Annotated in this window: 24 protein-coding genes; 10 read left to right on the top strand and 14 right to left on the bottom strand. The window is 71.4% G+C overall.

Annotated elements, in window-relative coordinates; translation table 11 throughout:
- Nucleotides 1-13: 13 nt before the first annotated feature.
- Nucleotides 14-853: a TauD/TfdA dioxygenase family protein gene (locus POL72_RS03950; RefSeq protein WP_272093656.1), complete on the bottom strand. Its 840-nt coding sequence runs from the start codon at nucleotides 851-853 to the stop codon at nucleotides 14-16.
- A 139-nt stretch (nucleotides 854-992) separates the two neighbouring features.
- Nucleotides 993-2,228 carry a 5-aminolevulinate synthase gene (gene hemA / locus POL72_RS03955; protein WP_272093657.1) on the bottom strand — a complete coding sequence of 412 codons (1,236 nt, stop codon included), beginning with the start codon at nucleotides 2,226-2,228 and terminating at the stop codon, nucleotides 993-995.
- A gap of 727 nt (nucleotides 2,229-2,955) precedes the next feature.
- Between hemA and POL72_RS03960 the strand changes: the two genes are divergently transcribed.
- The 4 genes from POL72_RS03960 to POL72_RS03975 all read left to right on the top strand — a co-directional run bounded on the left by POL72_RS03960 (nucleotide 2,956) and on the right by POL72_RS03975 (nucleotide 7,734).
- Nucleotides 2,956-3,588, top strand: a complete 633-nt coding sequence (locus POL72_RS03960) for a DUF8685 domain-containing protein (protein ID WP_272093658.1) — start codon at nucleotides 2,956-2,958, stop codon at nucleotides 3,586-3,588.
- A 121-nt stretch (nucleotides 3,589-3,709) separates the two neighbouring features.
- The gene (locus tag POL72_RS03965) at nucleotides 3,710-4,462 is read left to right on the top strand and encodes a hypothetical protein (RefSeq protein ID WP_272093659.1); all 753 of its coding nucleotides are present in this window, start codon (nucleotides 3,710-3,712) and stop codon (nucleotides 4,460-4,462) included.
- A 347-nt stretch (nucleotides 4,463-4,809) separates the two neighbouring features.
- Nucleotides 4,810-6,855 (top strand): OPT family oligopeptide transporter, encoded by a 2,046-nt coding sequence (locus tag POL72_RS03970; protein ID WP_272093660.1) that lies wholly within the window; start codon nucleotides 4,810-4,812, stop codon nucleotides 6,853-6,855.
- Between the two features lie 642 nt (nucleotides 6,856-7,497).
- Nucleotides 7,498-7,734, top strand: coding sequence for a metallothionein (locus POL72_RS03975; RefSeq protein ID WP_272093661.1), 237 nt, complete (start codon nucleotides 7,498-7,500; stop codon nucleotides 7,732-7,734).
- Here POL72_RS03975 and POL72_RS03980 read toward each other — a convergent pair.
- The gene (locus POL72_RS03980) at nucleotides 7,671-7,937 is read right to left on the bottom strand and encodes a hypothetical protein (RefSeq protein WP_272093662.1); all 267 of its coding nucleotides are present in this window, start codon (nucleotides 7,935-7,937) and stop codon (nucleotides 7,671-7,673) included. The two genes, POL72_RS03975 and POL72_RS03980, sit on opposite strands and share 64 nt — an antisense overlap.
- A gap of 115 nt (nucleotides 7,938-8,052) precedes the next feature.
- On the opposite strand from POL72_RS03980, the gene POL72_RS03985 reads away from it, so the two are divergent.
- Entirely contained in the window at nucleotides 8,053-8,961 is a 909-nt protein-coding gene (locus POL72_RS03985; RefSeq protein WP_272093663.1) for a LysR family transcriptional regulator, read from the top strand.
- 76 nt (nucleotides 8,962-9,037) lie between these two features.
- On the opposite strand, the gene POL72_RS03990 is transcribed toward POL72_RS03985, so the two are convergent.
- A complete protein-coding gene (locus POL72_RS03990) occupies nucleotides 9,038-10,264 on the bottom strand; it encodes a PAS domain S-box protein (RefSeq protein ID WP_272093664.1) in 1,227 nt (408 codons plus the stop codon).
- A gap of 397 nt (nucleotides 10,265-10,661) precedes the next feature.
- On the opposite strand from POL72_RS03990, the gene POL72_RS03995 reads away from it, so the two are divergent.
- Genes POL72_RS03995 through POL72_RS04005 form a run of 3 tightly spaced genes read left to right on the top strand, consistent with a single transcriptional unit; the run spans nucleotide 10,662 to nucleotide 13,344 of the window.
- Nucleotides 10,662-11,531, top strand: coding sequence for an ABC transporter ATP-binding protein (locus POL72_RS03995; RefSeq protein WP_272093665.1), 870 nt, complete (start codon nucleotides 10,662-10,664; stop codon nucleotides 11,529-11,531).
- Nucleotides 11,524-12,357, top strand: coding sequence for an ABC transporter permease (locus POL72_RS04000; RefSeq protein ID WP_272093666.1), 834 nt, complete (start codon nucleotides 11,524-11,526; stop codon nucleotides 12,355-12,357). The genes POL72_RS03995 and POL72_RS04000 overlap by 8 nt, the downstream gene beginning before the upstream one ends.
- A gap of 57 nt (nucleotides 12,358-12,414) precedes the next feature.
- Nucleotides 12,415-13,344 (top strand): aldo/keto reductase, encoded by a 930-nt coding sequence (locus POL72_RS04005; RefSeq protein WP_272093667.1) that lies wholly within the window; start codon nucleotides 12,415-12,417, stop codon nucleotides 13,342-13,344.
- A 32-nt stretch (nucleotides 13,345-13,376) separates the two neighbouring features.
- On the opposite strand, the gene POL72_RS04010 is transcribed toward POL72_RS04005, so the two are convergent.
- From POL72_RS04010 to POL72_RS04030, 5 genes are all read right to left on the bottom strand, one after another.
- A complete protein-coding gene (locus POL72_RS04010; RefSeq protein ID WP_272093668.1) occupies nucleotides 13,377-14,321 on the bottom strand; it encodes an alpha/beta fold hydrolase in 945 nt (314 codons plus the stop codon).
- Nucleotides 14,318-14,950 carry a TetR/AcrR family transcriptional regulator gene (locus POL72_RS04015; protein ID WP_272093669.1) on the bottom strand — a complete coding sequence of 211 codons (633 nt, stop codon included), beginning with the start codon at nucleotides 14,948-14,950 and terminating at the stop codon, nucleotides 14,318-14,320. The genes POL72_RS04010 and POL72_RS04015 overlap by 4 nt, the downstream gene beginning before the upstream one ends.
- Before the next feature lie 429 nt (nucleotides 14,951-15,379).
- Nucleotides 15,380-16,693, bottom strand: a complete 1,314-nt coding sequence (locus POL72_RS04020) for a hypothetical protein (protein ID WP_272093670.1) — start codon at nucleotides 16,691-16,693, stop codon at nucleotides 15,380-15,382.
- Complete coding sequence (locus tag POL72_RS04025; RefSeq protein ID WP_272093671.1) at nucleotides 16,632-17,672, bottom strand: matrixin family metalloprotease; 1,041 nt, start codon at nucleotides 17,670-17,672, stop codon at nucleotides 16,632-16,634. The genes POL72_RS04020 and POL72_RS04025 overlap by 62 nt, the downstream gene beginning before the upstream one ends.
- A 15-nt stretch (nucleotides 17,673-17,687) precedes the next feature.
- Nucleotides 17,688-19,535 carry a hypothetical protein gene (locus tag POL72_RS04030; RefSeq protein WP_272093672.1) on the bottom strand — a complete coding sequence of 616 codons (1,848 nt, stop codon included), beginning with the start codon at nucleotides 19,533-19,535 and terminating at the stop codon, nucleotides 17,688-17,690.
- A 121-nt stretch (nucleotides 19,536-19,656) separates the two neighbouring features.
- Between POL72_RS04030 and POL72_RS50165 the strand changes: the two genes are divergently transcribed.
- A complete protein-coding gene (locus tag POL72_RS50165) occupies nucleotides 19,657-20,265 on the top strand; it encodes an FKBP-type peptidyl-prolyl cis-trans isomerase (RefSeq protein ID WP_276596374.1) in 609 nt (202 codons plus the stop codon).
- 40 nt (nucleotides 20,266-20,305) lie between these two features.
- Here the strand turns inward: POL72_RS50165 and POL72_RS04040 are convergent, their stop codons facing one another.
- The 3 genes from POL72_RS04040 to POL72_RS04050 all read right to left on the bottom strand — a co-directional run bounded on the left by POL72_RS04040 (nucleotide 20,306) and on the right by POL72_RS04050 (nucleotide 22,877).
- A complete protein-coding gene (locus tag POL72_RS04040) occupies nucleotides 20,306-21,421 on the bottom strand; it encodes a pyridoxal-phosphate-dependent aminotransferase family protein (RefSeq protein WP_272093673.1) in 1,116 nt (371 codons plus the stop codon).
- Nucleotides 21,422-21,469: 48 nt separating this feature from the next.
- Complete coding sequence (locus POL72_RS04045; RefSeq protein WP_272093674.1) at nucleotides 21,470-22,327, bottom strand: serine/threonine protein kinase; 858 nt, start codon at nucleotides 22,325-22,327, stop codon at nucleotides 21,470-21,472.
- 133 nt (nucleotides 22,328-22,460) lie between these two features.
- Nucleotides 22,461-22,877: a tellurite resistance TerB family protein gene (locus POL72_RS04050; protein ID WP_272093675.1), complete on the bottom strand. Its 417-nt coding sequence runs from the start codon at nucleotides 22,875-22,877 to the stop codon at nucleotides 22,461-22,463.
- A 171-nt stretch (nucleotides 22,878-23,048) separates the two neighbouring features.
- Here POL72_RS04050 and POL72_RS04055 point away from each other — a divergent pair, with 171 nt between their 5' ends.
- The gene (locus POL72_RS04055) at nucleotides 23,049-23,786 is read left to right on the top strand and encodes a tetratricopeptide repeat protein (RefSeq protein WP_272093676.1); all 738 of its coding nucleotides are present in this window, start codon (nucleotides 23,049-23,051) and stop codon (nucleotides 23,784-23,786) included.
- Nucleotides 23,787-23,813: 27 nt separating this feature from the next.
- On the opposite strand, the gene POL72_RS04060 is transcribed toward POL72_RS04055, so the two are convergent.
- Both POL72_RS04060 and POL72_RS04065 read right to left on the bottom strand, forming a co-directional pair.
- Nucleotides 23,814-24,182, bottom strand: a complete 369-nt coding sequence (locus POL72_RS04060) for a hypothetical protein (RefSeq protein ID WP_272093677.1) — start codon at nucleotides 24,180-24,182, stop codon at nucleotides 23,814-23,816.
- 10 nt (nucleotides 24,183-24,192) lie between these two features.
- On the bottom strand, nucleotides 24,193-24,543 hold the full coding sequence (locus POL72_RS04065) for a hypothetical protein (protein WP_272093678.1): 351 nt from the start codon (nucleotides 24,541-24,543) through the stop codon (nucleotides 24,193-24,195).
- Between the last annotated feature and the right edge of the window lie 156 nt (nucleotides 24,544-24,699).

Raw genomic sequence — 24,699 nt, forward strand, 5'->3', positions numbered from 1 at the left:
TCCTGCTCCGCGGTCAGCGCGTCACGCCGGACTCGATGGACAGGCGGTACATCGTGCGCGGGATCTCGGGGTCGGAGGCCATCGCGGCGTGGATCAGCGACGGGTTGTCCCAGATCAAGAGGTCGCCGACACGCCATTGGTGGCGGTAGATGGCGTGCTCGCGCGTCGCGTGCGCGTGCAGCTCCTCGAGCATCTGCTGGCTCTGCTCCCACCCCATCCCCTCGAAGCTCAGGGTGTATCCGTCGCTGATATAGAGCGCGGGCCGCCCGGTGAGCGGGTGCTTGCGGACGACGGGGTGGGTGACATCGGGGATGGTGAGCCGCAAGCGATCGTCGATCTCCCGGAGCGACTGACCCACGTCCTGGGCCGTGACCTTGTATCGCTTGCGGATCGTGTGGACGGCCGTGCGTCCCTCCAGCGTCGCGCGGAGCTCCGGCGAGAGCTCGTCGAGGGCGAGGTACATGGAGGCGAACAGCGTGTCCCCCCCCGCCGGCGGCACCTTGAGGGAGTAGAGGAGCGTCGTGTTCGCGGGGTTCGCGATGTACGAAGAGTCCGAGTGCCAGAAGTTGCCCACGCGCGCGACGCCGAGCGGCTTCCCGTCGACCTTCTCGTTCGACGTGACGAGGATCTCGTCGAACTCCGGGTGGCGGTAGTTCGAGAGGAGGAACGGCAAGATCGGCCCCATGCGCCGGCCCGTGGCGACGAGCTCGGCGGGCATCAGCTCCTGATCGCGGAGCAGGAGGAGCTGGTGCCGGAGCAGGAGGTCGAGCAGCGCCCCCCCGTTGCGTCTCACGTCGAAGCCGACCAGCTCGGCGCCGAAGTACTTTGAAAGAGGCCTCGATTCATAGCTCATACGCAGTTCTCCAATGGCCAAGCAGGCCCTCAAAAAAAAAAAAAAATAATGACTCGACATACCCGCGCGAGATGCTCGGGGAATGCCGCGCTCCCCGCGTCCTTCGCGTCGAAATGCGCCGCGGATCTGCTCAGTGGCTTCAGCTGGTCGCGGCGATGATGTGCGCCAGCGCGATGACGAAAGCGCGAATCTCGCGCTCTGTGTGCGACGAGGACACGATCACGCGGAGCCGCTCCTGCCCGCGCGGCACGCTCGGGAAATTGATGGGTTGCACGTAGAAGCCGTGCTCTCTGAGCAAGGTATCCGAGATGCTCTTGCACCTGAAGGAGTCGCCGATCATCACCGGCACGATGTGGCTCGGGCTGTCCATGACCGGGAGACCGTGGCGTCGGAGCTCGTCCTTGAGCAGGCTCACGTTGGCGAAGAGCCGCTCCCGCTCGACGTTGCTCTGCTTCAGGTGCCGCACCGACGCCAGCGCGGCGGCCAGGACGAGCGGCGGGAGCGAGGTCGTGAAGATGAAGCCCGGCGCCATGAGCCGGACGGCGTCGACGACGAAGCGGTCCCCCACCACGTAGCCGCCGGTCGCCCCGTGGGCCTTGCCGAAGCCGCCCTGGAACATGTCGATCTCGTGTGCCAGGCCCAGGGAGTCCGCGACGCCGGCCCCGGTACGACCGTAGACCCCGACGCCGTGGGTCTCGTCGAGGAAGATCATGGCGTTGTGACGGTGCTTGAGGCGACACACCTCTTCGAGCAGCCCGAAATGGCCGTCCATCGAGTAGATCGACTCGAGGACGATCAGCTTCGGCGCGTCCGCCGGCAAGGCCTTGAGCTTGGCCTCGAGATCCGAGACCGAGTTGTGCTCGAAGATGACCCTCTTGAGCCCGCTCTTGCGGATGCCTTCGATGAGCGACCGGTGGTTCTTGCTGTCCGAGAGCACGGTGATCTCGGGCATCAGCTTGCCGATGACGCCCAGCGTCTCCTCGTTCGCCACGTAGCCGCTGTTGAAGAGCAGAGCGGACTCCTTGCCGTGCAAGGCTGCGAGCTCGGCTTCCAGCTCCACGTGGTAGTGGGAGGTGCCGGAGATGTTGCGCGAGCCGCCGGAGCCGAGGCCTTGCTCGTCGAGCACGTTCCGGGCTGCAGCGACCACGCGCTCGTGGTTGCTCATCCCGAGGTAGTCGTTGCTGCAGAACACGCTCGCCTTGTGCTGCGCGCCGCGCCTGTCGAAATAGGCGTTCGGGTAGTCGTCGGCGATGCGGCGGAGCGGCAGGAACGTCCGGTAGCTGCCGTCCACCATGGCCTTGGTGACAAAATCCGCTGCTGCCTTCACGAGGACGTTGCGTTGATTGCGAGAACTGACGGGAGTCGTCTGCGTCACGTTCGATATCTCCTTCTATGTACCGATGGGTGTCCGCCGGTCTGCGGCGCACACACGAAACCTCAGCCATGTGGACATCCGCCATGAACCGCGCCCAGGCCGTGATCCGCGGCGCAGTCGATGAAGCAATCCGGATTGGGCCTCACCTCGGCGCCGAAGAGGCGCCGGTGCTTCTGGCGGCCCCGGTCGACGGCCTGGCTCCGCTCGTCGCTCGATCCAAGAGACGTTGATACGCCTGAAGAACATTCTTTCGATGGGATCGAGCCCTGCATGGCGACAGGAACGCCGCGGCCGAGTGCAACCCACGGTCCATCCGGCCATCGCCCCTCTCCGGCCCCGGATCGCGCTGGCGCGGCCCGGGCGGCGGTCGAGGCCATCAGCGGGCTTCGGACGAGCGCTTGCGCGACTGCGCAACACGGGTGAGCAAGGGTCGGGAGGCGGACCTGCGAAGAGATCGCTTGTCCTGGCTCGACGTCGGCCGGACGATCCCGGGAGGCTCGCCGGCACGGGGCTCGCGGCCGCGACCGACAGGTCCCCCCGCCGGGCGAGCAGCGCCGGTTCGCCGGCCGGAGCCGGAAGGCGGGCGAGCCGGAGCCGGACGTCGCGCGCGAGCCGCCTGGCCAGCTCGCGCCCAGATTGCGCTGCCGGTCGCGCGCAAAGCTGGTACAGTCCGGCCGCGGTGAACGATTACGCGGGCCGGTGCGGAAGCTGCGCGGCATTTACCAGGGTGCACGAGGATCCAGCGCGCGGCCGCGTCGGCGAGTGCGCCCTCGAGGTGTACCCGCCGCCGATCAAGGCGACAGCGACGTGCGCCCGCTACCGCGCCAAGGGCGCGCCGCCGCCGCCGCCGCCACCCCGGGCGGCGGGCCAGCCGCGCGGCACCGGCGTCAGGCCGCGGGCGCCCGAGCGCGCCCCGTCGCCGGAGCGTCGGCCGAGCGCAGCGCCGCAGAGCGCGGCGCCGCAGCCCTTCCGTTCGCCGCTGCCAAGGGAGATCGACATCGACATGGATATCGACGAGTTCCGCCGTGTGCTGCGCGAGGTGCTGTCCGAGGAGCTCGGCGTCGGCCGCGCGGAGCTGGGCGGCCGCTGGGAAGGCGGGGAGATCGTGCTCCGGCCGGGGAAGGAGGGCACGGCCGAGAAGCGCATCCCGCTCGACGTGTTCTTCCACAAGATCGTGATGCTCCGCGACAAGCTGCGCGTGCTGGAGCAGAAGATCAACGCGCACGAGGGGCTGAGCGACGCGGAGAAGGTCCAGCTCCAGGCGTACATCACGGGCTGTTACGGGACGCTCACGACGTTCAACGTGCTCTTCGCGCGCCGGGAAGACGGGTTCGCCGGCAGCGGCCGAGACAGCGACTGATACCCCATCTGAGCTGCGCCGAGAGCGCCACGGCTCTCGATCTCGCGCGCGCGATGGGGGTCTGATCGCTCGGCCCTCACCTTCGGCCTGCCGGGCGGGGGCGCGGCGCTATACTTGCCGCGTGTTCCGTTCCGATCGAGACGCCCTCGCGGACAAGCTCGACGACGTGCAGGCCGAGAACGAGCGCCTGCGCCGGCAGAACGAGGCCATGCGTCACGCCCTGCTGGCGCAGCGCGTCGGCGGACAGCCTGTTGCCTCGAACACGTATCGCGGCGGCGTGGCCGGGCTGGGCGCCGGCGAGCGGGTCGCGCTCGCGCGGCATCGGCTCGAGGCGTTTCCGGTGTGGGCCACGGCGCTGCTGCACGTCGTGACGTTCGGGATCGTGTCGTTCGTCCGCTTCAACGCGATGCACGCCCAGCTGCCCCAGGCCGAGCGCGACGATCCCTCCGTGGGGAAGGCCATCGGCCTGCACTTCGCCCCGTACTTCAACTACTACTGGATCTTCTGGAACGGCCTCCGGCTCTGTGATCGCGTGAACCTGCAGTGCCGCCTGCGGGGCATGCCCGACGGCGTGCCGCGGGGCCTGGTCATCGCGGCGTGTGTGGCGAGCGTCATCCCGTACATCCAGCTCCTGGCCGGCCCGATCACCTGGCTGTTCGTCGCCATCGCCATGCAGCGCACCGTGAACCGGATCGTCGAGCTCGACGCGCGGACCACGAGCGAGCGCGTGGAGCCGGTCGACGTGGGCGCTGGCGTGTTCGGCGTGCGGTTCCCTGCGGTTCAGGCGCTGCCGCAGCCGGACGACGTCGCCATCCAGGCGGAGGCGGAGGCGGAGGCCGCGGCGGCGATCGCCGAGCAGCGGCAGCGCCGCTAGAGCGCCGCTCGGCGTGATCGGCAGTCGGTCGCATCCTCTGGCTTCTTCGTACCCATCCAGCGAAGCGCCGTCATCGTCGCCATGAGGCCCGCAGGCCGCGGGGTGAGCGCGACCTCTTCGACGCATGGATTAGGTGGTTGATACGGTATCACCCACCCGGCTTGCAGGGAGAGCCTCGTGACACGGGGCCAGCAATTCCGTCGCAGCGTGGATTCGCCGGGTTCGGCCGCGGGTCCGCGGGTGACGGTTCGAGCGGGGATCGGCGAGATCTGCGCCGCCAGCCCTCGCGGAAGAGATGCACGGCGCGTCGCCCACCATGGTACAAGGTGCGAGGAGGTCGCCGCGCAATGACCATCAAACAGCTCACGCCAGAGCAGGTTCACACCATGTCGCTCGAAGAGAAGGACGCATGGTGGCTGAAGAACGTCTACCGCGGCGACATGCCCCAGCTCACGTGGCGCTCGGCCATCACGGGCATGCTCCTCGGCGCGTTCCTGTCGCTCACGAACCTGTACATCGGCGCGCGCACAGGCTGGTCGCTCGGCGTCGGGATCACGAGCGTGATCCTGGCCTTCGGGCTCTTCAAGGTGCTCTCCAGGCTCGGCCTCGGCAGCGACATGACCGTGCTCGAGAACAACGCGATGCAGTCCATCGCGACGTCGGCCGGCTACATGAACGCGCCGCTCTTCACGAGCCTCGCGGCCTATTCGATGGTCACGACGACGATCATCCCCATGGGCCGGGCGATGATCTGGATGTTCGTCCTCGCCATCCTCGGCGTGCTCTTCGCCTTCCCGATGAAGAAGCGCTTCATCAACGACGAGCAGCAGCCCTTCCCCGAGGGGATGGCCGCCGGCGTCGTCATGGACGCGCTGCACGAGAGCGACGAGAAGGAGGGCCTCTTCAAGGCGAAGCTCCTCCTCGGCGGCGGCCTCCTGAGCGCCGCGCTCGAGCTCCTCCGCGACGACAAGGTGATGCGCGCGCTCTTCGCGCTAAGGAACATCCCGCATTACTACGACGAATTCCTCTATGGCGGGCGCTTCGCCGATCTGCTCAAGCGCTGGGGCATCTCGCCGGCCATCCGCGGCACCCCCCTGAACGAGCTCACCATCCGGTTCGACACGAGCATCATCTTCGTCGCCACGGGCGGCCTGATGGGCATCCGGACCGGCGTGTCGCTCCTCCTCGGCGGGATCCTCAACTACTGGATCCTCGCGCCGATCCTGATCCAGCGCGGGATCATCCTGCCGAAGAACGGGCATTTCGGGTTCGGGGCGATCACCCTCTGGGCGCTGTGGGGCGGCGTCGCGTGCATGACAACGTCGTCTCTCTACGCCTTCTTCTCCAAGCCGAAGGTGATCCTCGACGCGTTCAAGGGCCTCACCAAGAAGGGCGGAGCGACCGACGTGCTCGCGGACATCGAGCTTCCGGTGAAGCTGTCGATCATCGGCATACCCGTCGTCGGCGCGGTGATCGTGGTGCTCGGGCAGCTCTGGTTCGGGATCTCCTGGTGGCTCGGGGCGCTCGCGATCCCGCTCGTCTTCATCTTCTCGCTCATCGCGGTCAACTCGACGGCCATCACGGCGATCACCCCGACCGGGGCGCTCGGCAAGCTGACGCAGCTCACCTACGGCGCCCTCGCGCCGAAGAACATCACGACGAACCTGATGACGGCCGGGGTCACCGCCGAGGTCGCGAGCAACACCGCGAACCTGCTGATGGATATCAAGCCGGGCTACATGCTCGGCGGCAAGCCCCGCCACCAGGCGATGGGGCACGTGCTCGGGACGGTCTCGGGGCTCGTGCTCTCGGTGCCCATCTGGTACCTCGTGCTGATCCAGGGCGACATCGGCCGCTACGGGACGGAGCGGCTTCCGGTCCCGAGCGCGCTCACGTGGAAGGCCGTCGCCGAGGTGCTGATGAAGGGGCTCGATTTCCTCCACCCGACCGCCAAGTCCGCGGTGGTGGTCGGGGCGATCGTCGGGCTCCTCGTCGAGATCACGAGGCAGGTCACGAAGAACCGATTCCCCCTCTCCGCGGTCGCGCTGGGGCTCGCGTTCATCCTCAACTTCACCGATATCTGGTCGATGTTCCTCGGCTCGTTCCTCTTCTGGCTGCTCGATCGGCGCGCCGCGCTCTGGCGCAAGAAGCGCGAGCAGGAGACGCGGCTCAGCGAGACGGCGCCCGGCGGGCGAGCGGACGCGCCGCCCGCGCGGCCCTGGTACGCGCTCGCCGCGGAGAACACCGAGGCCATCTGCGCGGGTGTGATCGCCGGAGGCTCGTTGATGGGCATCGGCCTCAGCGTGCTCGGCGTGCTTGTGCTGCCCGACGTGCTGGAAGCGGCGAGCTTCACCAAGGCGCTCGGGCAGATCCTCGATTTCCTCCCGAAGTGAAGCGCTAACGGTCGACGGGCGGGCCCGTCGGTTCTGCTCACGCTCGCTCGACGCGCTCGCCCCGCGCTCGCGTGTTCGGGACGGGCCCCGCGGCGAACGCGCGTCCCTGCGACGAGCGCCCGCCCCGGCGATCGCGGGGCCTCTCGCCGTCGCGGGACGAACCAGCGACGCCTCACTGTGACAGGAATGCGCGCCCTCGCGCCCCTCGGCGAGCCGCAACGGGCGCGGCGCGTCGCCCTGCCGAGCCGCTCTGCTCGCGAGCGCCTCTGGCGCGCTTCGTGCAGCCCTGTTTGCACCGCGTCAACACGAGCTCAGGAGAGGACGCGCGAGGGAGAGAACATCGATGCCAGTGAACCCGCCCCCGTCCCGGGGCACACCCCGCCCCGCGCCGGTCGGCGAGCCCGAGCAGGGCCCGCCGGCGCGGGATCCAGCGCCGCCCGAACCTCCCCGAGGGGATCCCGATCCGGGCGAACCGGCGCGCCGGGACCCCCCGCCCCCTGCTCCCGAGCCCGGAGAGCGGCTCCCGGAGATCAAGGATCCTCCGGCGTCGGACCGACCGACCGAGCCGCCCGGCGCGTTCGCGAGAGCCGGCCGCGCTCGGCCGGCGGTGTGACGTCATCACCCAACCGTCGAGAGGTTTCCATGAACACGTGTGACTGCTGCGGCAACAGCTACGACAAGGCCTTCCAGATCATGGTGGGCGGCACGAGCTACACGTTCGATTGCTTCGAGTGCGCGATTCACAAGCTCGCGCCCGTGTGCGCCCATTGCGCCTGCAGGATCGTGGGGCACGGCATCGAGGCCGGCGGGGCGTTCTACTGCTGTGCGCACTGTTCCAAGCAGGAGGGCGTGGAGGGGGCGATCGATCGGGTGGCCTGAGCCGCCGCCAGGGCGCCGGCGGCGCGCGGCCCGCCGTTCGCGCGGCCCTGCGGGTCGATCTGCGCGAGGTCGTACCGCGCGCTCGGCGGGGTCGACCCGCCCTGCGCCTGGGGTGTCGCCGCGAGCCGATCTCCGACCAGCGCGGCGGCCAGGATGAAGAACAGCAGCGCGACGCCCGTGTGCCCGCGAGCCTGGGTGAGCATGGATCCTCCTTCACGGCGAGGCGATCGCCTCGTCCTCCAGGAAACTAGATCTGGAGCAGGCGCGTGATAATCCTGGTCGGCCGACGAGGATTGCGTCGCGGAAGGAACGAATGGGATGGATCCGCTGGGCGGTCACCTGGACGAGATGAGGGCGTTCCTCGAGGTCGCGCGGCGGCAGAGCTTCTCGGCGGCGGCGAGGGCGCTCGGGCTCACGTCGTCGTCGGTCAGCAAGCAGGTCGCGCGGCTGGAGGAGCGCCTCGGCGCGCAGCTCCTCCGGCGCACCACGCGCCGCGTGAGCCTCACGGAGGCGGGGAACCTGTACGCCGAGCGCGCAGACCGGATCCTCTCGGACATCGAGGAGGCGCGGCGGGCGGTCGCCGATCTCGACGGGACGCCGCGCGGGACGCTCCGCATCTCGGCGCCCACGGTCCTCGGCTCGATCCGCGTCGCGCCCGCGGTGCTGGCCTGTCGCGCGAGGTACCCGGAGCTCCGCATCGATCTCGACCTCACCGACCGCATCGTCGATCTGGTGGCCGAGCGCGTCGACGTGGCGGTGCGCCTGGCCGCCGAGATCTCCCCTGCTTCGCTCGTCGCGCGGCGGCTCGCAGACGACCTGCGCGTGCTCTGCGCGAGCCCGCGGTACCTGCGGCGCCACGGGGCGCCGCGCTGCCTCGAGGACCTGGCCGCCCACGACTGCATCACGCTCAACCTCGAGCCTGTCGCCCGGTGGACGCTCGTGGGCCCCGAGGGCGAGCGCGTCGTCCCGGTGAGCGGCACGTTCCGCACCAGCGACACGATCACGCTGCGCGACGCCGCGGTCGCCGGCCTCGGCCTGGCGAACCTCCCCGACTACGTCGTCCAGGATCAGCTCGAGAGCGGCGCGCTGCGGCGCGTGCTGCCGGAGTACGGCGCCTCGCAGCGCGCGAGCTTCGCGGTCTATGCGGCGCCCGCGCGCGCCGCGGTCCGCGTCGTCGTCGATGCGCTGGCCAAGGCGATGGGGGCAGCGGGGACGGCGAAGCCCTGAGCCAGCGCGGCGATCGTGAGGGATCGCAGGGAGGCCGAGGGAGCGCCGCGCCGGAGCGGTCGTCCGCGCGGCGCTGTCACGCGGGCCGCGGAGCAGCGCCCTGGTGCGAGGCGTGCGCCGCGCCGGCCGCGCGCTCCTTGCTCATCTGACGGATGCAGTACTGGAGCGCCGCCCGGAGGTTCCCGAGGGTGGTGATGTTGGCCAGATCGAGCCCGAGGCTGACGATGGTCTGGGCGACGTTCGACCGGATGCCCGTGACGATGCCCTCGGCGCCGAGCAGCCGGATCGCGCCGACGAGATCGAGGAGGTAGCTCGCGGTCTTCGTGTCGACCAGCTCGACGCCGGTGAGATCGAGGATGGCGAAGCGCGAGCCCGTGCGGACGATCGCCTCGAGCAGGGTATCCATCACCTCCGCTGTCCTGGCGCTGTCGAGCACGCCGATCATCGGCAGGGTCAGCACGCCCTCCCACACCTGGATGATGGGAGTCGACAGCTCGCGGATGACCCGCTGTTGCCGCTCGATGAGCTCCAGCCTGGCCCGGAGCTCCTGCTCGGTGTTCTTTGGCTTGCTGATATCGAGGGTGAAGCCGACGACCGAGGACACCTCGCCCTGATCGTCGCGCATGGGGATCTCCCAGTTGTCCCAGTACACCCCGTGCGTCAGGGACTCCGAGTGGCTCGCTTCGCCCGCGAGCGCCCGCCGCACCATCTCGCACCCTTGCGGGTTGCTCGCGTAGAGGTCGAACAAGTTCTTGCCGATGTGCGCGCCCTGCTGGAGCCCGATGCCCTCGAGCGCCTTGCCCTCGTGGCACGTGAAGTTCCCCTCGCGGTCGATCGCCCAGACGATGATCGGGAGCGACTGCGTGATGGCCTGCAGGATCACCTCTCTCTGATGGTGGCGACGGGTCTGCTCGATCCGCTCCGTCACGTCCTGCCCGAACACGCCGACGCCGACGACCTCTCCGTGCTCGTCGAGGATGCGCTCGTGGTGCCACTCGACGCTCACCACGGCGCCGCCCTTCCTGACGTGGCTCCACACCCGGGGGGCCGCCCCGTCCTCCGCGAGGAGCCGCCGCCACACGTCGGGGCTGCCGGACGCCGGCAGGAGCTCGTCCACGCGCTGGCCGAGCGCCTCGTTCCGCGCGTGGCCGAGCAGGCGCTCGGCCGCGCCGTTCCAGTCCTCGATCGTGAGCTCCTTGCCGTACTGGACGATCGCGACCGGCGCCCGTTCGAAGAGGCGTGCGCGTTTGCCCGCGAGTTTCTCAGCGTCGACTTCTCCCCATGAAGTGGTGGCGGCGGTCATGGGTGGAAATTTACCCCGGGCGTTCCCCGCTCGTCGAAATAACTGTCATGCGTCCCCATCGGACCGTCCGCAGACCGCCCTGATTCGTAAGGACGGATCCACTGTTGCTGTAGCAACACTCCTCGAGCAAGCGCCTGCTGCCCCAGCAGCAGGCCGCCATCTGTTATAGCGGATTTGCGTCTGCGGAGCCGGCTCACACTTGGTACGCGGCGTGCTCAACGCCACCGGAACGGTCGAGGATGGCGCTCCACGACCGCGCCTGAATGGGCCTCATGGCGGTGCGACGGTGCGCACCGGATGGCGGGATTTGACGAGCCGTACAGCGAGTTCGACCCGTTTTGGAAGGGCGGTCCGTGAAGGGGCCCACCCTCGTCGAGGTTCGGGAGCAGGAGGAGCCATGAGCAACAAGATCCAGTTCCACAACGTGAGCAAGACATTCGCCGTCAAGGGGCCGGCGGGGACCAAGGAGGACGCGCGGTTCACGGCCATCGAGGACCTCAACCTCGACGTGAGGGCCGGCGAGCTGATGGTCCTCGTCGGGCCGAGCGGGTGCGGCAAGTCGACGCTCATCGATCTGCTCGGCGGCCTGTCGAAGCCATCCAGCGGCAAGCTCCTGCTCGACGGCGAGCCGATCACGGGCCCTGCCCTCGATCGGGGGATCGTGTTCCAGCAGTACGCGCTGTTCCCGTGGCGGACGGCGCGCGAGAACGTCGAGTTCGGGCTCGAGGCCAAGGGCATCCCGGAGAGCCGGCGCAAGGAGATCGCGCAGGATTACCTGGATCTGGTCAGCCTCTCCGGCTTCGAGGATCGGTATCCGCACGAGCTGTCGGGCGGCATGAAGCAGCGGGTGGCCATCGCGAGGAGCCTCGCCTACGACCCGGAGGTGCTGATGATGGACGAGCCGTTCGCGGCGCTGGACGCGCAGACGCGCGAGTCGCTGCAGGCCGAGCTGCTCCGGATCTGGGAGAAGTCGCGCAAGACGATCCTGTTCATCACGCACAGCATCGACGAGGCGGTGTTCCTCGGGCAACGGGTGGCGATCATGACGTCCCGGCCCGGCCGCGTGAAGCGGGTGATCGACATCCCGGAGGAGATCCGGGGCTATGAGGACGCGCGGTCGACTCCCGAGTTCGGCAGGCTGCGGCACGAGATCTGGACGCTGCTGCGCGAGGAGGTGCTGAAGGCCGAGGAGCAGGAGCGGAGCAAGCGACAGAAGCGCGCGGCGGAGAGCCGCCCCGTGGCGGGCGTGGTGGCGGTCAATGGCTAGCCTGGAGCAATCGATTCCGCTGCCCGAGGAGTCGCAGCAAGGGCAGCTCGTGGGCGACGCGGCGCGGTGGTTCGGCCGCGCCGTCGCGCGCACGGGGATCCTCCTCGCGGTCGCCGCCCTGTGGGAGACGGCGCCGCGGGTGGGCCTCGTGGAGGCGGCGTTCCTGCCGCCGCTGTCCGAGGTGCTGGGGACCGGGTGGCAGCTCCTCCAGAACGGGCAGCTCCTGAGCCACATCAAGGCGAGCCTGTCGCGCTCTCTCGTCGGCTTCACGCTGGCGATCTCGGTGGGCGTGCCGCTCGGGCTCGCGATCGGGTGGTACAAGGGCGTGGCGGACGCGCTCAATCCGCTGCTCGAGGTGCTGCGCAACACGGCCGCGCTCGCGCTCCTGCCCGTGTTCCTGCTGCTGCTCGGGATCGGGGAGGCCTCCAAGATCGCGCTCGTCATCTACTCGTGCACCTGGCCGATCCTGCTCAACACGATCAGCGGGGTGCGCGGGGTCGATCCGCTGCTCATCAAGTCGGCGCGCACGATGGGGCTGTCGCCGCTCCAGCTGTTCCGCAAGGTCATCCTGCCGGCCGCCGTCCCGACGATCTTCGTGGGTATCCGCCTGGCGGGCGCGTACTCGCTGCTCGTCCTCGTGGCGGCGGAGATGATCGGGGCCAAGGCGGGGCTCGGATACCTGATCATCTACGCGCAATACAATTTCCAGATCCCGAGCATGTATGTCGGCATCTTGACGATCACGGCGCTCGGGCTGACGTTCAATCACCTGCTCATGCGCGTCGAGCGGCGGTTCACGTCGTGGAAGGTCGCCCCGAAGGAGTGAGCCCGCGCCCGGCGTGGGCTCCGTGAAGATCACCGTTCATCGAGGGAGAGGACGACCGTGAATCGAATCACCCTGGGCCGGACCGGCCTCGAGGTCAGCGTGCTCGGCCTGGGCGCGGGCGGCGACAGCCGGCTCGGGTCAGGGCGCATCGCGGAGGCCGAGTCGCTCCGGCTCGTCCGTGCGGCCATCGAGCGCGGCGTGAGCTTCATCGACACGGCGGAGGCGTACGGGACCGAGGGGCTCGTCGGGAAGGCGCTCCGCGAGGTGCCGCGCGACAGCGTCGTGCTCTCGACGAAGAAGACGACGCGCCTCGAGGCGCCGCTCCGGCAGGAAGACGTGGTGTCGTCGCTGCATGCGAGCCTCGATCGGCTCGGCACGGATCACGTCGACGTCTACCATCTGCACGGGGTGCTGCCGCACCAGTACGCCGATCTGCGCGAGCGGATCGTCCCCGTGCTGCTGCGCCTGCGCGAGCAGGGCAAGATCCGCTTCCTCGGCATCACGGAGGCGTTCGCCGCCGATCCGACGCACGCGATGCTCGAGCAGGCGCTCCTCGACGATGTGTGGGACGTCGTGATGGTCGGGTTCAACCTTTTGAACCAGTCGGCGCGAGCGCGGGTGTTCCCGCTGACGCGGGCGAAGGACATCGGGACGCTGATCATGTTCGCGGTCCGGCGCGCGCTGAGCCGGCCCGAACGGCTGCGGGAGTTGCTCGCCGACCTGGCGGCGCGGGGCAAGGTGTCGCCCGAGCTCGGCGACGAGGGGCTGGAGCGTCTCCTGGAAGGAGAGCGCGCCTCGTCGCTCCCGGACGCGGCGTACCGCTTCTGCCGGGACGAGCCCGGGGCGCACGTGATCCTGTCGGGGACGAGCAGCGTGGAGCACCTCCTGGAGAACGTGCGATCGATCGAGGCGCCGCCGCTGTCGGCGCGGGCGCGCGAGCGCCTCATCCGGGCCTTTGCGCAGGTCGACGACGTGTCGGGGCACTGAAGGGCGCTCGCGGGCGGGAGCGCGGCGCGGGGTCACGCGACCGGCGCGGCGAGCCCGGGCGGCGCGGGGGGCGGCGCGACGTCGGCGGCGTCACGCGCGGCGTCGCTCCCGAGGAAGCGCGCGATCCGCTCGCAGAGCCGCGCGCGGAAGGCGTCGTCGGTGGGGGGCGAGTGGCGGCACCCCTCGAGCAGCTCGGTCTCGGCGCGCGGCAGGAGCTCCTTCGCGCGCGCCAGCAGCTTCGCGCCGGGGAAGCTCACGTCGTCGTCGGCGCCGAACACGAGCGCGGGCCGCGTGAACCCGGCGAGGGACGCAGGGGTGGCGAGCGGGGGCGGGCGGAAATCGAGCCGGTAGCTGCGCACGGCGTCGCCGAAGTAGGAGCACCACATGTCGTCGTGCGTGGAGAACAGCCCGGAGACGAGGCGCGCGAGGCGCTCTTCCGAGGGGAAGGCGCGGTAGAGGGCCATCGGGATCGCGATGCGGGTGAGGCCTTGCCACGCCGAGCCCGACACCAGGGCCGCCGGCACGATCAGGACGAGCCGGTCGATGCGGGCGGGCGCGGCCTGGGCCATGCGCAGGGCCGCGAAGCCGCCCCAGCTGACGCCGAGGAGGTGGGTGCGCGCGAGGCCGAGCGCGTCGAGGACGTCGGTGAGCCACTCGGCGTAGGCGGGCCCGTCGATCGGCAGGCGGACGTCGGCGCTCTTGACGGACTGGCCGATGACGTCGACGACGTGGACGCGGTAGCGCGTGAGGAGCGGGCCGAGCTCGGGCATGAGGTGCGCGGAGCTGGCGAGCGCGCCGTGCAGGCAGACGAGCGGCGGGGCGTCCTCGGGGCCGGCGACGAGGACGTGCGTGGCGCCGAAGCGGGTCGAGACCTCGCGCGATCGGGCCGGAACCGGGAGCTTCTCGTGGAACCTGTCGAACCACGCCGCGATGCGCGCGCGCGCCTCTGGACTGCGGAACATGATGGATGACGTCATCGAGCCCTCCTGACGTTGGCTGCGGGGCGGAGGCCGCAAAGGTGCTGAGCGACGAGCCGATCGAGCAGGGCGATGGGCGACGGGTGCGCGCCCTGGGCCCAGGCGATCAGCGCGAAGTAGTAGAAGGAGAAGAAGGCGACGCCGAAGAGCGCGGGGTCGGCGTCGTCGGCGACCTCGCCCTGCGCGCGGGCGGCGTTGAAGAGCTCAACGACGCGGCCGTGCACGGCGGCGACCTGCTCGGTGAAGCGAGCCTGCCAGGGCGGGTCGGCGAACAGCGCGTCGCGGAGCAGCGTCTTCGAGAGGGCCGGCCGGCGGGCGTAGTACGCGAAGAAGGCGGCCCCGAGGCGGTGGAGCCGCTGCTCGAGGGGGCCGGGCTCCTCGTCGAGGACGGCCTCGGCCGCGGTGGCGGCGAGGTCGTCGAACAGCGCGGCGTGGAGCAGGTCGCGCTTGTCGGCGAAGTGGAGGAGGACCGTGCCAGCGGCCACGCCGGCGTCCGCGGCGATGGCGCGGACGTTGGCGGCCTCGAAACCGTGGCGCTCGAAGTGGTCGCGCGCGGCCTCGAGGATCCGGGCGCGCGTCGCGTCCTTCTGGGCGTCGCGCCTGCCGGGCTTTTGAGTGAACGCGTTCACTGAACTTGTTCATTATACGAAAAGGAGCGGCGCACAAGGGGGAATTGATGAGTCCAGCGCGCAATGGTGGGCGTCCGACCCAGGTTGAGGGCGGGCGGGGGTGAGGGTGCCCGACCGAGGTTGAGGGCGTCGTCGTACGTCCGGTGCGTCCGATGACGGTTCAGGGCGTCTGAGGTTCAGGGCGTCCGTCCGGCGTCCGACCCAGGTTGAGGGGGCGTCCGGCGTCCGACGACGGTTCAGGGCGTCTGAGGTTCAGGGCGTCCGCCCGGCGTCCGACCCAGGTTGAGAGGCGTCCGGCGTCCGACCCAGGTTGCGACCGAGGTTCAGGGCGTCCGAGGTTGAGGGCGTCCGCCCCTACGACACTCGAGCGGTCTCGTGCCGGACATCTTTTTGCGTACGCCCCTCGCAGGCGACGAGCGCCGATAAGGCTCAGCCCGCCGCGGAGGCCTGCTGCGCCTGGGCGCGCGCCCGGAGGCGCTGCTTGGCGGAGGGACCGCCGGCGTGGCGCACCGAGGCGACGGCGCGATCCATCGCGTCCCGCCAGTAGCGCGCGACGTCCTCGCGCTCGGTGAGGAGGGCGTCGATGGGCCCGTGGTCGGTGTCGATCTCGACCGCGAACCGGTCGCCGCGCGGGAGCACGCGGATGTCGCGGACCTCCCCGGCGGAGACGGCCGCCCCGAGCCGGCCCTCGGGGCGCAGGTCGATCGCGCCGGTGCGGCTCACCCAGGGGGCGACGACGAAGCGGCCCGGGCCGAACGACACGACCGGGGCGGAGCGCGCCGCGTAACGGGACGAGAACCTGGCGACGCCCAGGAAGGCGTAGCCCGCGAGCGAGAGCAACGCGGCGGCGCTGCCGACGCCGATGGCAATGCCGCTGTCCCCCGCGGAGACGCTCCGCATGACCTGGATCCAGAGCGCGAGCGCGGCGAGCAGCAGCGCGGCCCCGATGAGCGCGTTGCGGGCCGCGGAGCCGCGCGGGCCGTGACTCGCGTGGTCCCGCAAGACGAGGAGCTCGCCCTCGCTCCGGATCGCGAACCGCGACAGCGCGGCGGCCGGCAGCGCTGGCAGCGGCGTCGGCGCGGGCTCCGGGAGGGGCCGCGGCGCGATGGCGCCGGGCGGCTCGGTCCCCCGCGCCGTCTCCAGCGGGACGCCCAGCGCAGTCGCGAGCGGCGCCGCCACCGCCTCGACGAGCGCCTCCGCGCGCTCGGCCTCGAGATCCTGCGCCTCGGCGACGAGCAGGCGCCGCGCCTCCGTGGCGCGCGCGGGCCCGGCGAGCGCGAGCCAGGCGGCGACGTAGGTCCGCTCGCGCGCGCACGTGGGTGCGCCGCAGCACGGGCGCCGCTCCGAGATCACCTGGACGCCCACCGCGTCGCGAGGCTCGGCCGTCCCCTCCCCGGCCGCGCCCGCGCTGGCCTCTACGCCGCCTGCCTGGGGCCGCGCGTGGCGGGCGCCCGCGAGCCTCAGCGGCGCGAGCCGGACGACGCTCGCGCCGCGCTCGATCCGGAGCCACACGGGGTCCCGCGGCGCCGGGCCGAAGCCCGTATCCTGCTCCCGCCGCAGCGCGCCAAGCTCGGGCGCCACCCGGAGGATCAGCGGCGCGCCGGCGCCCTCCGCCGAGAGCGCGCACGCCGCCCCGGCCGGATCGCCGAGCGGATCGAGGGAGGGAACGGTGCTTTCGGCCTCAAGGGAGCGGAGGGCACACGCGACCTCCGCCTCGAACGCTGCGGTGCTCGGCTCGGGCATGGCGGCACGTTTGCCCCGGCTGCGCTGGGTTGTAAAGCGCACCCGTCCGCGCGACAACGCGGGCGGCCCGCCCTCCTGCCCGGCCCGATTGCTGCCGCTCGCGCAGGGTCTGGCGCGGCCGCCTGCACCAGAGGGCCAGCAGCGCGCCGAGCGCCGTCATCGGCAGGGCGCCGCGAGCGCTCGGCGGCTGGCCAGCGCCCGAACAGGAGCAGCCGGCGTCGCCCTCGGCCTCGTCCCCATTGCCGCTCTTCGGCCCGTCCTCGCTCCCCGACGCCGCGCCGCCCGAGGTCGCCGCCGCGCCCGCGCCGAAGCCGCCGCCGCCCGAGCTCGCGGCGCCCGTCCCGGCGATCGGGTAGAGCGCGCAGACGCCTTCGATGTCGTCGTCCTCGAGCGTGCGCGCCGACGTGCCGCCCGGGTAGAACCCCAGCATCGTCGCGCCGCGCACGTTCGTGTGGCCGAGGCCAAGGAAGTGCCCTTCTTCGTGCGTCGCGATCGACCGCACATCGATGCAGTCTCCTTCGCCCGTGTCGTCCCAGCAGAAGCCGACGTTGTTGAAGATCATGTCGGCCTCGCCGATGACGCCGTCGGGATCCCAGACCGGCATCGTGACGGCGATGACCGAGCCGGCTTGCCCGAGCTCGCCAGGCCAGCTGTCGCTGATCCAGAGGAACACGCTCTTGCCGTCGTCGAAGTCGTAGCCGTCGTCCGTGTCGCCGAGGAGATCGGCCTCCCACGCCGTGCATCCGGGGCTCGACCACGCCGCGAAGCCGGCCTCGATGCTGGCGGCAGCGAAGCTGGAGAGCGGCCCCGGGATCGTCCCCCCGTTGATGTGGTAGCCGACCGGCAGCTCGCGCCAGCGGGGGACGACCTCGAGATCGAGCGGCGCCCACGCGGCGGCCTCGCGGGCCCCCGCGAGCAGCGCCAACGCGGCGGCGAGCGGGGTGCCCAGGGCGACCGCGGCCCTGAAGCCTCTCTTCATCCCCCCATCATCGGCTCATCGGTCCTGCGGGACCACCTCGAGCTCCTCGGGCGCCGCGCTCCCCGCGAGGGGCAGCGTCACCTCCACCCCCTCGTGCACCGGCAAGGTCGCCGCGACGGGCCAGGAGCGCGGCGCGCTGCCCTCGCCTGCCGCGACCTCGCGCAGCGTGACGCCGCGCACCGGATTCACGCCGCCGTTGAAGAGGCACGCGCGAAGCCGCCCCTCGACGACCGCGGCCGAGCAGGGGATGACATCGGCCGTCGCGCGCCGGATCCGGCCGAGCATCGCCTCCTCCGCGGGCGCGGCGGGCAGGAGCGACACGAGCGCGTCGCGGGCGCGCGGGTCGCGGAGCCAGGCGAGCATCATCGCCGCGTGGATGCGCACCACGCGGTAGCGCGCGCGCGTGAGCTGGAAGAAGGCGTCGGGCGACGCCACGCCGGTCTCGCCGTCGAGCATGCCCGTCACGCCCGGCTCGATCTTCACCTCCGTGCCGGGCGCCTCGACGTGCCACTTCACCGCGCGCCCCGGCCCGAGCGCGCCTTCCCAGAACAGCCCGCGCTCGGTGATGCCGGCGCGCTCGCCGCGGCGATCGCGCCGCGCGAACGTGAGCAGCACGCGGAAGTCGCTGACGGGCGCGCCGCTGTTGTTCACGACCGCGAGCTCGAAGTCGTAGCGGCCGCGCGCCGGCCGCGTCGCGCCGCCGTCCCGGCCCGCGTCGCCCGGGTCCACCCCGGCGTCGCCCGGCTCCCCGGCGGCGTCGCCCTGCCCCGCGCCGGCCTCGCTCTCCGCGTCGTCGTCCGCGCGTTCCTGCCGCAGGATCGGCGCGATCACCCCGGCGCCGTCGTCCGGCCCTGTCGATCCGAGCAGGCTGAGGATCGGCACCCCCGCCCGCCAGAGCGGCGAGTCGGCGCGATCGCAGAGGCAGTGCGGGAACGACGGCTCGGCGCGCTCCCGGACCTCGCTCGCGAGGAGCGCGGCGGTGGCTCCGCGGGTCGCCTGCACGACGCCGCGCGCCGCCTGTCGCTCGGCCGGCGGCTGATCGCGGGGCGCCGCGAACCGCTGCACGAACGCCATCGTCGCCACGATGCCGATCACCGCGAGCGCCGCCGGCACGAGCACGCGGGCCCGGAGCGGGAGCGCGTCGATCCCCTCCTCGACGCCGCGCCTTTGTTCGCGCCCCGGCCGCTCGCCGAGCGGCGTCGGGCGGGGCGCGAACACGGGCGCAGCCGGCGAGCCGGGGGACGAGGCCGCGAGCCGCTCCGACGCGAAGCCCATGCGGCTCGACATCTCCGCCACGAGCGCGTCGCGCAGGCGGTCCGAGGGCGGCCCTCCCCAGGTCGCGAGCCGCGCGACGAAGCGCAGCGCGAGCCAGGTCGCGAGCGCGACGAGGCACGCGAGCGACGCGGTCCCGAGCGGGCCGCTCGCGAGATAGTCGGGGGACAGAGCGGCCGCGAGCACGCCGAGCGGCGCCGGCGCGATCCAGCTCGCCATGCGGGCGTTGAGGCGCGCGCGGTAGGCGCTCTCCATCGCCTCCATCGCCGCCGGCGAGGTCACGCCGGGCACGCCGGGCAGATCGCCCTCGAAGCGCGCGAGGACGAAGCAGTTGTGCGGCGAGCACGCGGACGGATCGAGCGCCACGCAGAGCGCCTTGCCGCGCCGGAAGAGGCCGCGGATCGCTGTGTAAGGCACCCCGAAGCGGACCGGCGCCGCCACGGCGCCCAGGGCGAACCCCTCGGCGTAGCCGGCGACGCGGACCAGCTCGACCTCGAGCTCCGCCTCGGCGCAGGTGAAGCGCACCGCGCCAACGGCATTGGCGCCCCCCTCGGCGATCGCCAGGGCAGCGACGGAGAACGCGCGAGCCAAGGTGGCCGCACCCTAACCGCGCGGGCCGGAGCGCTGCAACGGAAACCCGGACGGCCAGGAGGCCCCGGGCGCGGCGGGTGACCGTTGATCGCCCCGCGCCGGGTGCGTAATACGTGGCGCCATGAAGCCTCTCCAGATCGTCATCGCCATCTCCTGCGCTGTCCTCCTCGGCCCGGTCGCGGGCTGCGAGGAGAAGGTCCCCGAGCCGGATCTGCCGCCGGGCAGCGCCGTGCCGGCGGTGAAGCCCGCCGAGCCGGAGCCCGCCGATCTCATCAAGGAAGACACCGTCGTGGGCACCGGCCCGGAGGCGAAGGACGGCGACAAAGTCCGCGTCCACTACACGGGGCGCCTGCTGAAGAACAACGCCGAGTTCGACTCCTCCGTCGGCCGCGAGCCGTTCGAGTTCACGCTCGGCGCGTCGGAGGTCATCAAGGGCTGGGACCAGGGCGTGGCCGGGATGAAGGTGGGCGGCAAGCGCAAGCTCACGATCCCCTCCCGCCTCGCGTACGGCGACGCGGGCAGCCCGCCGAAGATCCCGGCCAAGGCGACGCTGGTCTTCGACATCGAGCTGCTCGGCGTCGGCGACGCGGCGAAGGACGCGGCCGGGGAGGACAAGGCCGGGAAGACCACGGCCGACAAGGCGGCCAAGCCCGCGGGCGACAAGGCGGCCAAGGGCAACAAGCCCGCGGCGCCGGCCGAGAAGAAGGAGGCGCCCAAGGAGGCGAAGTGAGCCGCGGGCGGCCGCGCGAAGTAAGCCGCGGGCGCCGCGCTCAGACGACGCGCGCGAGCGCCTTGAGGAAGATCTCGTAGGCCTCGAGCGGGTACTCGCCCATGTGGAAGATCCGGAACAGCCGGTCCGAGAGCTTCCCCTGGGCCGCGTAGATCTCGAACACGTGCCCATCGACCGGCTCGCTGGCGAGCCGGCTCGCCATCTCGTCATAGGTCCGCCCGGCCGGGATGTGCAGCGCCGTCCCGATCGACTGGAGCGGCATGTTCTCCCAGCGCGCGATCGTCAGCCCGAGGCGCTCGTAGCCGGGGCGCAGGATCGCGCAGCGCGCCTGGTACACGGCGTGACGCCCGGCGACGCCGCCGGTCGCGGCGAGGTGATCCAGCGCTGCGATCACCTGGCAGAGGCTCATCGGATCGATCGTGTACGGGTGCGCGCCGCCCTGCTGGGCGCGCCACGTCTTGTGGAGCTCCAGGCTCGGTACGCGGGCGGGGATCCGCTCCATCTCGGCGAGCAGGTCCTTGCGGACCAGCGCCACCGTCAGGTTGGGGTGGCTGTGGAGGCCCTTGTTGCACGAGCCCATGACGGCGGCGATGCCTGAGCCCTCGAGGGCCAGCGGCTCGACGAAGAGCGCGCTGATGCCGTCGACGAGGAGCTTCTTGCCGTACTTCCGGGCGAGCGCGCCGACCTCGGGCACGGGGTTCAACGTGCACGTCGACGTGCCCCCGTAGACCATGGCCACCGCGTCGACCTCGTCCGCCGCCAGGATGGCCTCGATCCTCGCGAGGTCCGGCCTCTCGCCGTAGGGCAGGCACATGTCGACCGCCGGCTGGCCGAGCGTGGCGGCGTACTCGAAGATCCGGTCGCCGTAGGCGCCGTTCCGGACGACGAGGAGCCGCTCGTCGCGCCGCAAGCAGGAGCCGAGCACGGCGGCCATGGAGGTCGATCCCGAGCCCGTGAGGAGGATGGCCTCGTAGCCGGGCGCGCCGAGGGCCTCGACGATGCCGTGCCGGGCCCTGTCGAGCAGCGGCCGGAGCCGGGGGCCACGCGGGACGATCGGGCTCTCCCCGTAGGTGCGGGAGACCTGGTTCACCGCGTCCGGCAGGTGGAAGACCGCGGGCGTGAGCGAGACGACGCGTGGCGTTGCGGCGGCGATCATGCCGCGAGATCTAGCCCGGAACGCGCGCGGGACGCAGCGGAGATCGCGCTACGCCCAGCGGAGCTGGCGCAGATCGTCCCAGACATCGCGCGCGGAGTGGTAGCGGTAGGCGTCGCGGCGGCGCAGCAGCTTGGCGATCACCTGGCTGAGCGGCGTGCCGAGCGCCTCGGCCTTCTGCCGGGGGGTGCCCTCGGCGATCTGCCGCGTGATCTCCTCGTAGGCGACGTTCACGTCGATGGCCGGTTGCCCTGTGTGCATCTGGTACATGAGCAGGCCGAGCTGGTAGAGGTCGCTCTGCGTCGTCGTGTAGCCCGCCGTCACGAGCTCCGGCACGAGGATCTTCGGGTTCGCGACCTGCGGGCGGAACCAGCGGGTGACGCCGTCGAGCTGGTGCGCCACGCCGAAGTCGGTGAGCTTGACGAGCGGCCTGTGGTCGAGCTGCGAGATGAGCACGTTGCCCGCGTGCAGATCGGCGTGCACGACGCCGTTGTCGTGCAGGTACTGCAGCGTCATCAGCAGCTGGCGCGAGAGCTCCAGGAGCAGCGGCGGCTGGAACGGGGCGCCGAGCAGCGCCCGGAGGCTCGTGTCGCACCGCTCGAGCGCCAGGTAGAACAGGTAGTTCACCTCGAACGCGTCGTGGATGTAGACGATGTTCGGATGGCGGAAGCTCTCCAGGCGGAGCATCTCGCGCGACCACTCTTCCTTGACGACCTGGTAGGGCTTGTTCGCAGGCCGCAGCATCTTCAGGGCGTACACCTGATCGAACGGCCCGCTGCACTCGTACACCGAGCCATACTGCCCGTCGCCGATGAGCGCCCCGATCACGTACGTCCCCCGAGTGGACGTCAGCGCTGAGCCCGGCACCGGAAACGGGATCAGGAAACTGCCAGTCGAGGACCAGGTCACGGCGAGGCCATCGTAACCGAAAACGCCGGCGCCCGTTCACCCCGCCACGCTCGCCCCGCGCAGCAGCCCGCCTTCGCGGCGCAGGGGGCGTCCATGGCGCCCCGGACGCGGAGCGCCGAGGGCGGCCGGCCGCTCATGAAGCGGCGAGCTTCCGCACGATCTCCGCGGCCTCGGCCTGATCGAGCTCGAGCGCCGCGGCCACGTCGAGCAAGAGCTCGCGCTCGCTGCTCCTGACGATCCCGTCGGCGACCACGACCTGAGCGGCCAGGAAGAAGGCGACCTTCCGGGCCTGCGGGCTGGCCAGCCGCTCCTTGAGCGACGCGAGCCGGGCCGCGCGGCCCTCCCTGTGGAGCTGCTCCACCACGCTCTGGAGGAGCGTGTCCATGGTGCTCTGCGGGATCCGTCGATCCGTGAGCGACTCTACGCTCCGGGCGAAATGGATCTTCTCCTCCGGGCTGAACTCGCCGTCGGCGAACGCCGCGAGGAACATCAGCTCGACGAGCGCCTCGAGGTTCGGCTCATCAAGCGTTTGCAGCGGAGGAGGGCTCATCTGGGGCATCGGCCCCGTGTACACCGAGGCCCGGCGCGGGACCAGCCCTGGAGCGTCCCCGTACCCCGCGCGCCCGGGGCAAACGCGCGCGCCCGGGGCAAACGCGGCGGCGCTGAACGCGCCCGATGGGCGGCATTGGGAGAGCGCTCCCTGTGTGTCATGAGTTCGAGCATGCACGTGCGCGAACTCGCCCCGCCGCTCCTCGGCGCGCTCTTCCTCTGCGGCTGCAGCAGCGCGACCGCGGCGCGGCGCCCCGCCGAGCCGGGTCGACCTGCACCCGAGGGGCGCGCGGCGACCCCGCGGGCCGCGGTGAGCGCCGAGGCGGCCCCGCCGCCGCTGCGGCTGCCCTGCGAGGCGGACGATCTCGTCGGCTGCACGAACGGCTGCGCCGACCACCAGATCGAGGACTGCGTGACGCTGGGTTCGATGTACCTGGGTGGAGCGATCGTCTCGATCGATGTGGAGCGAGCGATGACGCTGTTCGAGAAGGCGTGCGCGGAGGGGAGCGCGCGCGGCTGCTTGCGGCTCGGCGACGCCTACCACGATCGGCTCGCGCGCGCGGACGGCGCCGGCGGGGCGAGCGGGGCGGACGAGGCGGCGCTCTACTGGCACGCGCGCGCGTGCCACGCGGGCGCGAACCTCGGGTGCCTCGCGGCAGGCAGGGCCTACCTCCACGGCCAGGGCGCGAGCGCCGATCCCGGTCGCGCGGCCGCGCTGTTCCAGCGCGTCTGCGAGCGCGGGAACGCCCACGCGTGCGTCGAGCTCGGGCACCTCCACGCGGAGGGTGAGGGCGTGCAGCGCGACGACCGGAAGGCGGTCGAGCTGTTCACGAAGGCGTGCAAGCTCGGCCTCGACGAGGGGTGCCTGCGGGCGAGCCGATCCGGCGACGTCCTCCCGCCGCGCGACTGACGCGGCCTCGACCGCGGCTCGTCGCCATCAGTCGGTCCGGCGGCGCTGGGCGATGTCCAGCGCCGCCGTGATCATCGCGGCGAGCTGTGTATCCGGCACGCTCTCGGAGGGGAGCACCACGAGCTCGGCGCCGATGCGCCGCGACAGCTCGATGAACCCTTCCGGGTCGAACGCCCGCACGTCCTGGGTCATCACGATGGCCAGCGGGTTCAGCCATGCCGCGCTGCCGCGCAGCGACACGAGATCGCACGCGAGCAGGTCGGCGCCCTCGACGAAGACCAGCCGCCGGCAACGCTCCGCGAGCTGCTCGCTGGCGCTCACGATGAGCACCACCGAGGCCGATGCCGTCCGCTTGCTGCGCCCCGCTGGGCGTGTCGGTAGCTCTCGCGTGCTCATGAAGCCCAGGTCAGCGAGCGAGCAGCAGGCGCCCGTACGGGATGGGCCCGGCGCCCGGCGCCCGAGCGCGCGCCTCGTCGGCCAGGGCGAGATCCATGACGAAAGAGCCGAACGGCAACCGGAAATCCCGGTCGTTCGGCTTGGTCGCGTAGAGGGCGAGCAGCGAGAGCACGCTCCCGATCTGCGCCGCGGCCGGATCGTCCTCGCAGGCGTTGAAGCGGTCAGCGAGCGTGCACAGCTGCCGGAAGAGCGGACCGCCCGGGTGCGGGCCGGCGCTGCACATCGCGAAGGTGCCGCTGCCTCGATATCCGAGCTTCCGGCGCTTCCTGGCGGGGGTACGGGAGGGAGGTACCATCGTCATGATTGCTGCCCAAGTCGCCTGTGAAGGGTGAATCGCCCCACGCCGGGGCTGACCTGCCGCGGGACGCTCTCCAACCAGTAATAGAGCAGCCCGAAGAGAGTCAATCGGAGAGGACGCTGCAGGCCGGGCGAGCGTGAAATTCTGCGGAATGGTCCC

This window comes from Sorangium aterium, from assembly GCF_028368935.1.
Lineage (GTDB): Bacteria > Myxococcota_A > Polyangia > Polyangiales > Polyangiaceae > Sorangium > Sorangium atrum.

Bases quoted from the DNA above. Each gene is read 5' to 3' on its own strand.
- POL72_RS04055 (WP_272093676.1), top strand. From the start codon at position 23,049: ATGCACGTGCGCGAACTCGCCCCGCCGCTCCTCGGCGCGCTCTTCCTC.
- POL72_RS03980 (WP_272093662.1), bottom strand. From the start codon at position 7,937: ATGCTCACCCAGGCTCGCGGGCACACGGGCGTCGCGCTGCTGTTCTTC.
- POL72_RS04065 (WP_272093678.1), bottom strand. From the start codon at position 24,543: ATGACGATGGTACCTCCCTCCCGTACCCCCGCCAGGAAGCGCCGGAAG.
- POL72_RS50165 (WP_276596374.1), top strand. From the start codon at position 19,657: ATGAAGCCTCTCCAGATCGTCATCGCCATCTCCTGCGCTGTCCTCCTC.
- POL72_RS03985 (WP_272093663.1), top strand. From the start codon at position 8,053: ATGGATCCGCTGGGCGGTCACCTGGACGAGATGAGGGCGTTCCTCGAG.
- POL72_RS04040 (WP_272093673.1), bottom strand. From the start codon at position 21,421: ATGATCGCCGCCGCAACGCCACGCGTCGTCTCGCTCACGCCCGCGGTC.
- POL72_RS04010 (WP_272093668.1), bottom strand. From the start codon at position 14,321: ATGACGTCATCCATCATGTTCCGCAGTCCAGAGGCGCGCGCGCGCATC.
- POL72_RS04050 (WP_272093675.1), bottom strand. From the start codon at position 22,877: ATGAGCCCTCCTCCGCTGCAAACGCTTGATGAGCCGAACCTCGAGGCG.
- POL72_RS03975 (WP_272093661.1), top strand. From the start codon at position 7,498: ATGAACACGTGTGACTGCTGCGGCAACAGCTACGACAAGGCCTTCCAG.
- POL72_RS04060 (WP_272093677.1), bottom strand. From the start codon at position 24,182: ATGAGCACGCGAGAGCTACCGACACGCCCAGCGGGGCGCAGCAAGCGG.
- POL72_RS03995 (WP_272093665.1), top strand. From the start codon at position 10,662: ATGAGCAACAAGATCCAGTTCCACAACGTGAGCAAGACATTCGCCGTC.
- POL72_RS04025 (WP_272093671.1), bottom strand. From the start codon at position 17,672: ATGAAGAGAGGCTTCAGGGCCGCGGTCGCCCTGGGCACCCCGCTCGCC.
- POL72_RS03970 (WP_272093660.1), top strand. From the start codon at position 4,810: ATGACCATCAAACAGCTCACGCCAGAGCAGGTTCACACCATGTCGCTC.
- POL72_RS03990 (WP_272093664.1), bottom strand. From the start codon at position 10,264: ATGACCGCCGCCACCACTTCATGGGGAGAAGTCGACGCTGAGAAACTC.
- POL72_RS04020 (WP_272093670.1), bottom strand. From the start codon at position 16,693: ATGCCCGAGCCGAGCACCGCAGCGTTCGAGGCGGAGGTCGCGTGTGCC.
- POL72_RS04000 (WP_272093666.1), top strand. From the start codon at position 11,524: ATGGCTAGCCTGGAGCAATCGATTCCGCTGCCCGAGGAGTCGCAGCAA.
- POL72_RS03950 (WP_272093656.1), bottom strand. From the start codon at position 853: ATGAGCTATGAATCGAGGCCTCTTTCAAAGTACTTCGGCGCCGAGCTG.